The following is a 13,497-nucleotide window of genomic DNA, read 5'->3' as shown; positions in this document are numbered from 1 at the left end:
CATGCGCAAGAACCAGGTTGCCGTCGTCGGCGCGGCCGAGACCACCGAGCTCGGCGTCATCCCCAACGCCTCGCAGCTCCAGCTCCATGCCGACGCGGCGCTCAATGCCATCGCCGATGCCGGGCTGAAACTCTCCGACATTGACGGCTTTGCCACCGCGGTCGAAACACCGCAGCAGGTCTGCCATTATCTCGGCATCAAGCCGACCTGGGTGGACGGCACCTCGGTTGGTGGCTGCTCCTTCATGCTGCACGTCCGCCATGCCGCCGCGGCGATCGAGGCCGGCCTGTGCAAGACCGTGCTGATCACCCATGCCGAGAGCGGCAAGTCGATGATCGGCAAATTGCCGCGCTCGACGCCGGCAGACAGCCTCAACGGCCAGTTCGAGGCGCCCTATGGTGTCTACGGCCCGCCCAGCATGTTCCCGATCCCCGTGCTGCGCTTCATGAAGACCTACGGCATCACGCATGAACAACTGGCTTCGGTCGCAGTGGTGCAGCGGGAATGGGCGGCGAAGAATCCGCGCGCGATGATGAAGGACCCGATCACGGTCGCCGACGTCCTCAACTCGCGCATGATCGCCTATCCGTTCCGCCTGCTCCAATGCTGCCTGGTCACCGATGGCGGCGGCGCGCTGATCCTGACCTCGGCGGATCGGGCCAGGGACTTTCCGCGCAAGCCCGTCTACATCATGGGCACCGGCGAGAGCGTCGAGACGCCGATGGTCAGCCAGATGGAGACCTTCAACTCCTCGCGCGCGTTCAAGACTGCAGGGCCCCTCGCCTTCAAGGAAGCCGGCATCGTGCACGCCGACGTCGACCATCTCATGATCTACGACGCGTTCGCACATCTGCCGCTGTTCGGTCTCGGCGATCTCGGCTTCATGCCTTATGAGGAGACCGGCAGGTTCATCGCGGACGGCAACACGCGGCCGGGGGCCAAGCTGCCGCTCAACACCAATGGCGGCGGATTGAGTTACATGCACTCCGGCATGTACGGCATGTACGCGCTTCAGGAGAGCGTGCGCCAGATGCGCGGCATCGCGCCGGCGCAGGTCCCTGGCGCGAAGATTTCGGTGTGTCACGGCGTCGGCGGCATGTTCGCGGCGAGTGGCACGATCGTGTTTACGAACGAGAGGTAGTTCACATGAGCAAATCACTGCAAGACAAGGTCATCATCGTCACCGGCGCAGGCCGCGGCATCGGGCGGGAGATCGCGCTGCTGTGCGCCGCGGAAGGCGCCAAGGTCGTCGTCAACGATCCCGGCGGTGCCGCCGACGGCGCCGGCTCGAACGCGGCGCCCGCCGAGGAGGTGGTCGAGGAGATCAAGAAGCGCGGCGGCACTGCAGTTGCGAACTTCGAGTCGGTGGCCGAAGCAATTCCCGCCAGCAAGATCGTGAAGACCGCCACCGATCATTTCGGCCGGCTCGACGGCGTCGTCAACAATGCCGGCATCTTGCGCGACATGATCTTCCACAAGATGAGCGTGGAAGCGTTCGAGGCCGTCATCAAGGTGCATTTGATGGGCTCGTTCTACGTGTCCCACGCCGCGGCGCGGATCTTCCGCGAGCAGGAGTCGGGCTCCTTCGTGCACTTCACCTCGACCTCGGGCCTGATCGGTAACTTTGGACAAGCCAATTACGCCGCCGCCAAGCTCGGCATCGTCGGGCTCTCCAAATCCATCGCGCTCGACATGGGCCGCTTCAACGTCCGCTCCAACTGCGTCTCGCCGTTCGCCTGGACCCGCATGATCGGCACCATCCCGACCGAGACCGAAGCCGAGAAGGCGCGCGTCGAGAAGATCAAGCAGATGGGACCGGAGAAGATCGCCCCGCTCTGCGGCTATCTGCTCGGCGATTCCGCCAAGGACGTCACCGGGCAGATCTTTGGCGTGCGCATGAACGAGATCTTCCTGTTCAGCCAGAATCGTCCGATCCGCTCGGTGCAGCGGAGCGAAGGCTGGACGCCGCAGTCGATCGCGGAACACGGCATGCCGGCGCTGAAGGGCTCGTTCTACAAGCTCGACCGTTCCGCCGACATATTCACCTGGGATCCCGTCTAGCCGCGTTTCCGGCATTCCTGCCCTGCGATCTCCGGCTGCCTCGGCCAGAGATCGCCCCGCTTTACGCCCGAATGCGGGCGGATGGTGCCCTCCCAACAAACTTTGGGAGGAAACCATGACAAGAATACTGACCAACCCCGACATCTCTGCCACCGGTGGCCTTGGGCGCCGCGCTCTCCTCAAAGGCACGGCGGCTCTCGCCGCCTCCACCGTCCTCGCCTCGCAGGCCAACGCGCGCGACTTCGGCGCCAATGCCGAGCCGCAGCGCTATCCCGACCCCGACATCGTCGTCATCGACCCCAAGCGCTTCAAGGCCAAGGTCGGCAACACCGCGATCAAGCGGCTCTATACCGGCTGCCTGTGGGCGGAGGGACCGGCGTGGAATGCGCAGGGGCAATATCTCGTCTGGAGCGACATCCCAGCCAACCGCCAGCTTCGCTATCTCGACGACGACGGTCACATCTCCGAGCAGTTCCACAAGCCGTCGAACGAAGCCAACGGCAACTCGTTCGACACCGAAGGACGTCAGATCAGCGCCGAGCGCACCCGCCTCGTCCGCTACGAGCACGACGGTTCGGTAACGGCGCTGGCCGAGCAGGCAGGCGGCAAGCCGCTCAACGGCCCGAACGACATGGTGGTGCATCCTAACGACAAGGCGATCTGGTTCACCGATCCCGGTTATGGCGCGATCAGCATCTACGAAGGCAAGCTTGCCAACACCGGCTCGCTCCAACCTCATCAAAAGGAAGCCGTCTATCGCCTGGACACCCAGACCGGGCAGGTCGCGAAGGTCGCCGACGAGCCGTTCAAGCCGAACGGCATCGCCTTCAGCCACGACTACAAGAAGCTCTATGTCTGCGATACCGGCATCACGCATTATCCGCAGGCCGAGAACGTGGTGTGGTCCTACGACATCGACGGTGCCAAGCTGTCGAACCCGAAGAAGCTGATCGACATGAAGCTCGACAGCAAGTCGGGTTTCCCCGACGGCTTGCGCGTCGATACCGAAGGCAACATCTGGGTCGGCGCCGGCTGGGTCGGACCCGGTTATGACGGCGTGCAGGTGTTCGCGCCGACCGATGGTGCACGCATCGGCCAGATCCTACTGCCCGAGACCTGCGCCAATGTCTGTTTCGGCGGCAAGAAGCGCAACCGCCTGTTCATGACCGCGAGTCAGTCGCTCTATGCGGTGTATGTGGAGACGCAGGGCGCGCATTTCTGTTGACTGCCCCGCACCCTGTTCGTCATGCCCGGGCTTGACCCGGGCATCCACACCTGTTCCGCTGTTGCAGAGGCACGTGGATGGCCGGGTCAAGCCCGGCCATGACGAGCGAGGGTGTGGCACCTGCGTCGACCCTATCCCGTATTCCTCAGCCCCGCCGAGATGCCGTTGATTGTGAGCTGGATTCCACGCAGCACCTGCTCATCCGGGTTCTGCGCGCGGTGCTCCTTCAACAGCTCGACCTGCACATGGTTGAGCGGATCGAGATAGGGGAAGCGGTGGCGCACGGAGCGCTCCAGCAGCGGGTTGCTCTGAAGCAACCGATCCTGGCCCATGATGTCGAGCAACGTCTCGATACAGGAATGCCATTCGCGACGGATGCGACCGAAAATCTTTTCGCGCAGGGCTTCGTCCGGCACGAGCTCGGCATAGCGCGAGGCGATGGCGATCGAGCTTTTCGCCAGCACCATGTCCATGTTCGAGAGCAGCATGCGGAAGAACGGCCATTCCCTGTAGAGCTCTTTCAGGAACGGCATGCCCTGGTCGGGATGATCAGCGATCCACTGCTCGACCGCACTGCCAAAACCGTACCAGCCCGGCAGCATCAGGCGGCATTGCGCCCAGGAGAACACCCAGGGGATCGCGCGCAAATCCTCGATCGCGCGGGTCTTCTTGCGCGAGGCCGGGCGACTGCCAATGTTGAGCGTTGCGATCTCGTTGATGACGGTGGAGGCCCAGAAATAATCGACGAAGCCGTCGGTCTCGTAGACGAGGCCGCGATAAGCCCTGAAGGCGAGGTTCGACAATTCGTCCATCGCGGTCAGGTATTCGCGGCGCGGCGCGCTCTGGCGCGGATTCAGGAGACTCGCCTCCAGCGTCGCCGCGGCGAGGATCTCCAGATTGTTGCGGCCGACCTCGGCGTTGGAATATTTCGACGAGATGATCTCGCCCTGCTCGGTGATGCGAATCTGGCCGTTCACGGCACCGCCGGGCTGCGCGATGATGGCATCATAGCTCGGCCCGCCACCGCGGCCGACCGAGCCGCCGCGGCCGTGGAACAGGCGCAGCCGGACGTGATGCCGCTCGAACACCTCGACGAGCCCGATCTCGGCCTTGTAGAGCTCCCAGCCCGAGGTGACGAAGCCGCCATCCTTGTTGCTGTCGGAATAGCCGAGCATGACCTCCTGCACGCTGCCGCGGCTGTCGACGAGGCGGCGGTAATCGTGCAGCGACAGCATGCGGTCCATGATGCCGGCGGAAGCCTGCAGATCCTCGATGGTCTCGAACAGCGGCACGATGTTGATGGCGCTGCGCCCGGAGGGATGGACGAGGCCGACCTCCTTCAAGAGCACCGCGACTTCGAGCATGTCGGACATGCCCTTGCACATCGAGATGATGCATTGGGGGATGGCGTCCGAACCGAACTTCGCATGCGCTTCCGCGGCGGCATGGAACACGTTGAGCTCGCCCATGGTCTCGTCGCTGTACTTGACGAAGGGCGAGACCAGCGCGCGCGTTGAGCGCAATTCGTTGGTGAGCAGCGAAATGCGGGCATCCTCGCCGAGCGCGAGATAGGACATGCCGGGGTTGGCAGCGTCCATCAGCTCGGCGATGGTGCGCTCATGCACGGCCGAGTTCTGGCGGATGTCGAGTCGCGCCAGATGGAAGCCGAAGCAGTCCACCGCGCGCCGCAAGCGCCGCAGCCGGCCGCGGGCGATGACGCCGGCATTGTTGGAAATCAGCGAGCGGTGCAGCACGTCGAGATCGGCTTGCAGCTCCTTGACGCTCTCGTAAGGCTTGCCCTTGCCGACCGGTCGCCGCGTGATCTCGACGTCGAGCTTTTCGGCGGTCGCGGTGAGGCGCGCATAGATGCCCGAAACTGCGAGGCGATAAGGCTCGCCGCTCCGGTGCGGCGAGGTGTCCGGCGAGCGCTCCGCCAGCGTGCGCAGCTCCTCGGAGACATCGGCGAGATGCGCGGCGATCGACAGCTCCGAGCCGAGCACGTGCAGCTCGTTGAGATAGAACTGCATCACGCGGCTCGACTGCAGCCGCAGCGTGCCGCGCATCACGTCGGCGGTGACGAAGGGATTGCCGTCGCGATCGCCGCCGATCCAGCTGCCCATGCGCAGGAACGAGGCGAGCTCGCTTGCCGCCTGCTCGCCGCCCTCCTCCAGCCGGTCTTCCAACGCGTTGACCAGGCGCGGCACCTCGCGCAGGAAGGTGTAGTCGTAGAACGACAGGCCGTTGGAGACCTCGTCGAGCACCGTGAGCTTGGTCCGGCGCAGGAGATTGGTCTGCCACAGCGTCAGCACCTCGCGGCGGAGTTGCTCGTCGCTTGCGGCGGTCTCCTCCGCGGTCAGCGCGACGCGCTCGCGGCGGTCGAGCAGGGCTGCAATCTCCATCTCGCGGTCCATGGTGCTCTTGCGGCGGACCTCGGTCGGGTGCGCGGTCAGCACCGGGCTGACCAGCGCGGACTTGAAGAAAGTGCGCAGCGCGTCGGGGCCGATGCCCGCCGCCTTGGCATGGGCGAGCGTTTCCGCCAGCACGCCGGAGCCGCCATTCTTGCCCGCGCCGCGGGCACGCATCTGGCGGATGTTGTTCTGGTCCTCGGCGATGTTGGCGAGATGGGAGAAATAGCTGAAGGCGCGGACGATCCGCACCGTCTCGGAGGTCGACATGCCATCGAGGATCTGCTCGAGTTCGCGGCGGGCGAGCCGGTCCTCGTCGCGATGGAAGCGGATCGAGGTCTGGCGGATGCGCTCGACCAGATCGAACACGTCGGCGCCCTCCTGGTCGCGCACGGTATCGCCCAGGATGCGCCCGAGCAGGCGGATGTCGTCGCGCAGGCGCGCATCCGCTTCCATCGCCTGGACGTCCTCCGGGCGGTTGGGGCGATGCTCAGTGGCGTCGGATGATATGGTCTGGAGGGACATGGCTCGCTCCCCTTTAAGAGCTCCCTGGCTCCTCGGTCCGAAGGAGTGTGCGATATTTTTCTACCGCAGTGCAAGATGAACTTGGTGGCGGCGCGGCAGAACAGCGTACACACGTCCTCGGTCTCGCGGCGCAGGCGCCCGAGCTTTGCTGTCCGTTTCGCCCTCATCGAGAAGAAAGGGCGCTGGGAAGGCCGGGCGCCGGCTGGCACCCAGGGTCCGCACGCGAGAAACGCACGCGGGGTGACCACAGGTGACGCCGGGACATCCCGGCCTTCCCTGCGCAATGGTTTTACGGCTTATGGCGCGCTCTCCCCGGGGAGCGATGCACTATTGCCCCCGTCGCCTTGCGGTTGACTGATGCGCGCGGTCCGGTCGGGCCGCTTCACCACCGCAAGCCTTGACGCACAGACCCCGGGCGTCAGGACCACACGCTTTTGCCGCCGCGGACGTCCCTCCCAAACATTCGGAAGCTCGCGCGTGCTCGCCCCCGAAGCCGAAAGGAAACGCTGTGACCGCGCCGTGTCGATCGCGCGGATCGCGATGGCTCACAGGCGTAGCCCGCCCTGCCACCTCGTCACGCGCCGGCGCTACCGCGTCCATCGCATCCCGGCCTACGTATCGTGACGATCGCGAAACGTCCCTTTGACGGGCCGGGATGAAATACGGCTTAACCGAAACGCTAAATTCGGTCAATCAGAATATTTTGTGCCCCTCTCCCTTGACCTGCATGTGGCGTGATTTGCCCGTCGGGCAGCGCGAGGGATTGGGCGCGCAAGCGCCCGAGCTGCCTCCTTCCACCCGCACTGGTCGGGTAAAGATACAAGTCAGCAGTCAAGTCGGGCGGGCCAAATGAAAGGCGCTGTCGCAAGGTGGTCTCGCGGCTCATGAGTGTTCATAGCACACGGCGGAGCGGCGACCACCCGTGGTACGGTCCGCTCCAGGTAAAATAGCGCCGGCTCAAGTGCCCACGAATGAGGTCTGATTCACCCCAATCAGCTGAGGTCCTTCGCGTGAGTGCCAACAGGCGACCTTACTCGGTCGGCCACTGGCGGCGGACATTGGTCGATGCCAGCGGCACAAGAAACAGGCTCCGCCCCATACGCATGCGTTGATGGAACCGGAGTTCAGCTCGCGTTGTTTTCGGGTCGGGCGTCAAAGCAATATGGCTCAGAGAAGCCTTGTATACGTGAGTATAGTCGTCACAAGGCACATTCCTGATCGATCATTGGCCGCTGCGAGGCCAGGTTCGACCCGCCGTGCATCGTTAGCGATCGCCGGCGCTATTTGCCACTCCGGGGGCGAGAAGCAGCCCCGCAAGCCGGTACGAGAGATGCGTCGGTTGATTCATCGCTCGTGAGCAAGAGGTGATTATGCAACATCCGATTCAAGTGCCGTCGGTCGCGCTCGATTCGAATGGGCGCAAGCGCCCCGAGGAGGCACTGCGCGAGAGCGAGGAGCGCTTTCGCACTTTGGTGCAATTCTCCTTTGATGTGTACTGGGAAACTGACGCGCAGCATCGCTTCATCCGCCAGGAGTTCGCTGAGACACTTCCCGAACCGCCGGTCTCCGAGATCGGCAGGACACGATGGGAGGTCCCTTATCTGGAGCCTAGTGCAGAGGGCTGGCGCAAGCACCGGGAGATACTCGATGCCCGCCTCCCGTTTCGTGATTTCGAGCTCGCGCGGCCGACGCCCGACGGCGGCAAGCGCTATGTTTCCGTCTCTGGGCTGCCCATCTTTGACGAGACGGGGCAGTTCATGGGCTACCGCGGTGTGGGGCGCCACATCACGGAGCGCAAGCGCGCCGAACAGGCGCTGATCGAGAGCGAGGCCCGTTTCCGTACCTTCGTGGACCACGCGACCGATACGTTCATGCTCCACAGTGAAGACGGTCGCGTTCTCGATGTGAATCGAAATGCCTGCGAAAGCCTCGGCTACAGCCGGAGCGAACTGGTCGGGGCAACTGCGTCCTTGTTCGATCTGGAGATGGATGAAGCGACCTGGCGTATCAACCGCGAGCGCCTCAAGGCCGGCGGCATCGCTACGCTCGAGAGTCGCTATTGCCGAAAGGACGGCACTGTGTTTCCCGTCGAAGTGCGTATGCGGGAATTCTGCGAAGGCGGCCAGTCACGGATCATTTGTCTGAGCCGCGACATCACCGAACGGAAGCGAACCGCCGAGACGTTCCGCGAGATGCAGGCTGAACTAACACGCGCCAATCGCGCGGCGGCAATGGGCCAGGTCACGGCTTCGGTGACACACGAATTAAGCCAACCAATCACCGCGATGCTCTGCAACGCAGAAGCCGCACTGAACTGGCTAGGAACTCAATCTCCGAATCTCGAAAAGGCACGGCAGGCGCTCGCATCCATTGTCGCAGAAGCCAAGCGAGGCAGCGAGATCATCGGTTGGATCCGTTCCCTGATCAAGAAAACTCCGGCGCCGAAGGAGAGCGTCGACATCAATGGTGCAATCCTGGACGTGATCACCATAGCCCGGAGCGAACTGCTCAAACATGATGTCTTGATCCAGACTGACCTCGCCCCGGGCTTGCCGCTCGTGAACGGATATCGCGTCCAGCTGCAACAGGTTGTTCTCAATTTGATCCTCAACGCGATCGAGGCAATGAACTGCCTCGACGTCGGGAGACGGAAGCTGCGGATCAGCACGGCTGTAGATGCCTCAAGTCTAGTAATTGTCGCCGTGCGGGATAACGGTCCCGGATTTGACGTGGCAATGGTTGACCGCCTGTTCGAGCCCTTCTACACCACCAAGCCGGACGGGACCGGCATGGGGTTGTCGATCTGCCAAACGATCATCGAGGCGCACGGAGGACGACTTTGGACCCGTGCGAATGAACCACGCGGGGCCGTGTTTCTGTTTAGTCTGCCTTCGGAACAGGGGTGATCCACTTCGCTTTTCATGAGCGGGCGCTGTGCAGGCGGGAGCCACGGCCTCAAACGCAGCACGTAGGATGGGTTGAGCCCTTGCGAAACCCATCATGCTGCATCATAGGCGGGAATTGATATAGGCGGGAATTGATGGGTTTCGCTTCTACCCATCCTGCGAGCTCTGCTCCCTGCGGGCGACCTCTGGCCTTGGCTCAGCGCCCTCAATTGCGCTGTGCGGTCCAGTAGCCTGAACAGCGCGCGTTTCCTGAATGGCCGCTCCACGTCCCGCGGCCAAAATTGCTGGAGAGCCTCCCTGAGCCGGAGGCGAATTTGTCCTGAACTGTCACGGACGCCCGAACTGCGCCGGAACGCGCCACATAGCCTCTGAACCTGACTAAATTCGGATGTGTCACTATTCCGTTGGTGATGTTGACCGTGAAATTATAGGTCGCATCGCAAGGTCCTCTTTGCGTCACGAAAACGAGGCCCCAGGAGCCGTCGAATGCAGAGCGGGCTTGCGCGACGGAGTGGAAGGCGACCAGGCAGCCCAGGATCGCCACACAGGTGAAAAGCTTCTTCATTGTCTGCTCCAAGCTGTCTCCCACACATGGCGAGCGAAGCTGGCGAGTTCAATGCGGCTCGCCGGGGGCCGGAGAAGTGATGTCGGCTACGGGTCCGAATGCGAAGAACTCAACCTGAGCAAATCTAGCACGGAGGATGGGTTGAGCCCTTACGAAACCCATCAGGCTGCGTCACAGGCGGAGGGGTTGATGGGTTTCGCTGGCGCTCTAGCCATACTACGAGCTGAGCGCTAGAGGTCGGCTTTGTGCCCACTTGCGGACAATTCGGTAGGCGCGAGCGGAGGTCAGCGATGGGCCATGGGACTAAACCGCTCGCGCGGTAGGACCCCGGGGCTGGCGACACAGCCAAGACGATAGCGCGACGGGGCGTCCTGTCTTGAGATGAGGGGTTCGCAACCTTCATCCAAGACAGGAGCATCCCCATGACCGACGAGGCAATGAGCCCGTTGCGCCGGCGCATGATCGAGGACATGACGATCCGCAAGCTCGCGCCGAAGACCCAACATGACTACGTGCAAAGAATCAAGAACTTCGCCGCGTTTCTCGGGCGCTCGCCGGATACGGCGACCTTCGAGGACGTGCGCCGCTATCAGCTACATCTGACGGCAAGCGGCGTTGGCGTGCCGACCATCAACCAGACCGTCTCGACGCTGCGGTTCTTCTTTCGGGTCACGCTCAAGCGCCACGAGATCGTCGAACACACCCATGTCATTCACGAGCCGCGCAAGCTGCCGGTGGTGCTCAGCGTCGAGGAAGTGGCGCGGCTGCTCGATGCCGCGCCGGGGCTGAAGTACAAGGCGGCCTTGAGCGTGGCCTACGGCGCTGGCCTGCGCGCCACTGAAGTGGTCTCGCTCAAGGTCTCCGATATCGACAGCAAGCGCATGATCATCCGCGTCGAGCAGGGCAAGGGCGGCAAGGACCGTCACGTCATGCTATCGCCGAGCCTGCTGGACCTGCTGCGGGCCTGGTGGAAGGCGGCGCGTCCGCAGGGTTGGCTGTTCCCGGGACGCGATCCGGCGCAGCCGATGACCACGCGCCAGCTCAATCGCGCCTGTCACGCCGCTGCGCAAATGGCGGAGATCAACAAGCGCGTCTCGCTGCACACCTTGCGGCACAGCTTCGCTACCCACCTCCTGGAGCAGAACATCGATGTCCGCGTGATCCAGGTGCTGCTCGGTCATGCCAAGCTCGACACCACGGCGCTGTATACCCGCGTCGCGACCAAGACGATCAGCGAGGTCATGAGCCCGCTGGAGCACATCGCGCTCAAACTCAAGGAGATCCGGCCGCCCGGCTGACGCCAAAGCGGTGTCGCGCCCGGCTTTGGAGGTTGCGGATATCTTCCGCGACCATGGCCCGGCATGGCGCAAGGCCCATGCCGGCCATGTCAGCCTCCACCAGCTCAAGGTGATGTCGGCGATCGAGCGCTGCCGCACGGCAGCCCTCGGCGGCCATGTCGCGCGCTGTGAGGACTGCGCCTATACGACCATCGCCTACAACTCCTGCCGCAACCGGCACTGCCCGAAGTGCCAGGGCGCCGCCGCGAAGGAATGGCTTGCCGACCGCGCGGCCGAGCTGCTGCCGGTGCCGTACTATCATGTGGTGTTCACGCTGCCGGCGGCCATCGCCGACATCGCTTACCAGAACAAGACCGTCCTCTACGACCTCTTGTTCAAGGTCTCGGCCGAGACCATGCTGACGATCGCCGCCGATCCGAAGCATTTGGGGGCCAGGATCGGCATTACCTCCGTGCTGCACACCTGGGGCTCGGCGCTCACCCATCACCCGCATGTGCACATGATCGTGCCGGGCGGCGGCATCTCGCTGGACAATAAGCGCTGGATATCGTGCCGGCCGGGCTTCTTGCTGCCGGTGCGCGTACTCTCCCGCCTGTTCCGGCGCGTGTTCCTGGAGAAGCTCGTCGCTGCCCACCAAGCCGGCCGCCTCAGCTTCTTCGGCGATTACGCCCACCTCGCCGAGGCGCAATCCTTCGCAGCTTACCTCACCCCGCTGCGCAAGGCCGAGTGGGTCGTCTACGCCAAGCGGCCGTTCGGCGGTCCCGAGGCAGTGCTGGCCTATCTGTCGCGCTACACCCACCGTGTTGCCATCGCCAACAGCCGCCTGATTGCCTGCGACCAGCGTGGCGTCACCTTCAAGTGGAAGGACTATCGCATCGAGGGCCGTGATCGCTACAAGCAGATGACGCTCGGGACCTTCGAGTTCATCCGCCGCTTCCTCATCCACGTGCTGCCACGCGGCTTCCACCGCATCCGCCACTACGGCCTGTTCGCCAAAGGCGCTTGCGCCGATAACATCGCCCGCGCCCGTGAGCTGCTCGCCGTTGCAAAACCTCAAGATGAGCCCACCGCTGCCGCCATCGATCCCAGCAAGCCGAGCTGTCCGTGCTGCGGCGGTCGCATGATCGTCATCGAGGTCTTCGCGCGCGGTGCAACGTCACGGTACCAGCCAACAGGTCCTCAGAGCGTCATCAGGATCGACACCTCATGACCGCGTCAAAGTCCTACAAATCTGCTCGTTACACGCGCCGGCTCTCGACCGGCCACGGCAGAGTGCACTCAGATGTAAAGCTGTCGTCTAAAATCGCCCGACAATTTGCTGCGTTCGACGCAATCTGTCGCTCTTCCATCAGCCGCGGCATCGTCAGCCAGCTTGCTGCGTCGGCTCGATCCCAATCGCACGCTCCGCCCGCGGCGCTCAAATCCCCATAGCGCACGCCGCACCACCAACGTATCCCCTCCCGCGGTTTCCTCCCTTGGAGGCTTTCGGACGCCGACCCTCGGAGCCCGCGGCACCGTCAATCATTGGGCCGGCATCCGAAACCCTTCACAATTCGGGAAGTAATTCGGACCCGTATTGACGCAAGCGACGGTTGCGTCGCGTGCTGGAAATGGTTCTATTAATCTAGCTTCATCCACCCGATAGCAGCGAGATGCGGTTCGCATGCGAGATCAAATCGCCAGAACTGTTGGAGCCTTGTTCATTAGCTCAGATGGTAAGGTTCTTCTCGGTCTGCGTGCCCCCTCGAAGAAGGTCTGGCCACGCCATTGGGATACGATCGGTGGGCGCGTCGAGGACGGCGAGAGCCTGGATGAGGCACTGATACGCGAAGTCCAAGAGGAGGTCGGCGTAACGCCAACTCAATTTAGGCTAGTCGCAACTGTAAAAGAGCGGCAGGTGCGGTCCGGATAATTTGCAACACCAGAGATGTCACTAGTCCAAGACGCATGATTTCCGGTAGTCATGAGCCGCCAATGATGGCCAAGCCGCGCGCCGCCAGAGGCCGACATTGACGGGTAGGCGCCCTAAGCCGGCACGATCACCTTTCCGATCGGCCAGAGCGCGATGCCTGCGAGCTTCAGGTGGGCCCAGGCGAAGGGGATGCCGATGATGGTGACGGCGAGCACCAGCGCGGTCACGAGGTGGCCGAGCGCCAGCCACCAGCCGGCCAGCACAAACCAGATGATGTTACCGATCACCCCGAGCGGGCCGGTGCCGATATCCTCGACACCGGTGACATCGTAGCGGCTGACCGCCTTCGAGCCGAACGGCAGCAGCGTGTAGACCGCGATATTGAACGCCGCCCGCGCCCAGGGCAGGCCGATGATGGTGATGGCCATGATGATCGCAGCGATCAGCCAGCCGAACGCCATCCAGGCGCCGCCGATCAGGATCCAGAGCAGGTTGAGCAGGATGGAAACGGGAGCCATGGGATGATCCGGAAGTGGATGACCACGTCTATATAGGCTCGAAATCTGTCGCCGCTAAGACTGTCCGATCGGCGCAACCGGC

Annotated in this window: 9 protein-coding genes; 6 read left to right on the top strand and 3 right to left on the bottom strand. The window is 63.4% G+C overall.

Going from position 1 to position 13,497, the window contains the following annotated elements; all coding sequences use genetic code 11:
• Position 1: 1 nt before the first annotated feature.
• The 3 genes from LRP30_RS12655 to LRP30_RS12645 all read left to right on the top strand — a co-directional run bounded on the left by LRP30_RS12655 (position 2) and on the right by LRP30_RS12645 (position 3,286).
• On the top strand, positions 2–1,141 hold the full coding sequence (locus LRP30_RS12655; RefSeq protein WP_249760522.1) for a thiolase: 1,140 nt from the start codon (positions 2–4) through the stop codon (positions 1,139–1,141).
• A gap of 5 nt (positions 1,142–1,146) precedes the next feature.
• Positions 1,147–2,061 (top strand): SDR family NAD(P)-dependent oxidoreductase, encoded by a 915-nt coding sequence (locus tag LRP30_RS12650; RefSeq protein WP_027571291.1) that lies wholly within the window; start codon positions 1,147–1,149, stop codon positions 2,059–2,061.
• Between the two features lie 115 nt (positions 2,062–2,176).
• Positions 2,177–3,286 (top strand): SMP-30/gluconolactonase/LRE family protein, encoded by a 1,110-nt coding sequence (locus LRP30_RS12645; protein ID WP_128935039.1) that lies wholly within the window; start codon positions 2,177–2,179, stop codon positions 3,284–3,286.
• Positions 3,287–3,417: 131 nt separating this feature from the next.
• On the opposite strand, the gene ppc is transcribed toward LRP30_RS12645, so the two are convergent.
• On the bottom strand, positions 3,418–6,216 hold the full coding sequence (gene ppc, locus LRP30_RS12640) for a phosphoenolpyruvate carboxylase (RefSeq protein WP_249760521.1): 2,799 nt from the start codon (positions 6,214–6,216) through the stop codon (positions 3,418–3,420).
• Positions 6,217–7,586: 1,370 nt separating this feature from the next.
• On the opposite strand from ppc, the gene LRP30_RS12635 reads away from it, so the two are divergent.
• Complete coding sequence (locus tag LRP30_RS12635; RefSeq protein ID WP_249760520.1) at positions 7,587–9,122, top strand: PAS domain S-box protein; 1,536 nt, start codon at positions 7,587–7,589, stop codon at positions 9,120–9,122.
• A gap of 205 nt (positions 9,123–9,327) precedes the next feature.
• Here LRP30_RS12635 and LRP30_RS12630 read toward each other — a convergent pair whose 3' ends face one another.
• Entirely contained in the window at positions 9,328–9,687 is a 360-nt protein-coding gene (locus LRP30_RS12630) for a hypothetical protein (protein ID WP_245473265.1), read from the bottom strand.
• 422 nt (positions 9,688–10,109) lie between these two features.
• Between LRP30_RS12630 and LRP30_RS12625 the strand changes: the two genes are divergently transcribed.
• Together LRP30_RS12625 and LRP30_RS12620 are read left to right on the top strand one after the other, a co-directional pair.
• Positions 10,110–10,985 (top strand): site-specific integrase, encoded by an 876-nt coding sequence (locus LRP30_RS12625; protein ID WP_249757956.1) that lies wholly within the window; start codon positions 10,110–10,112, stop codon positions 10,983–10,985.
• Positions 10,986–10,995: 10 nt separating this feature from the next.
• Positions 10,996–12,195: an IS91 family transposase gene (locus LRP30_RS12620; protein ID WP_249757957.1), complete on the top strand. Its 1,200-nt coding sequence runs from the start codon at positions 10,996–10,998 to the stop codon at positions 12,193–12,195.
• An 815-nt stretch (positions 12,196–13,010) separates the two neighbouring features.
• On the opposite strand, the gene LRP30_RS12615 is transcribed toward LRP30_RS12620, so the two are convergent.
• Positions 13,011–13,415: a YccF domain-containing protein gene (locus tag LRP30_RS12615; RefSeq protein WP_249760519.1), complete on the bottom strand. Its 405-nt coding sequence runs from the start codon at positions 13,413–13,415 to the stop codon at positions 13,011–13,013.
• Positions 13,416–13,497: the final 82 nt, after the last annotated feature.

The organism is Bradyrhizobium sp. C-145 (assembly GCF_023375135.1).
GTDB classification, from domain to species: Bacteria; Pseudomonadota; Alphaproteobacteria; order Rhizobiales; family Xanthobacteraceae; genus Bradyrhizobium; species Bradyrhizobium zhanjiangense.
The sequence above is the reverse complement of the archived record's forward strand: the minus strand, read 5'-3'. Positions and strand labels throughout refer to the sequence as shown.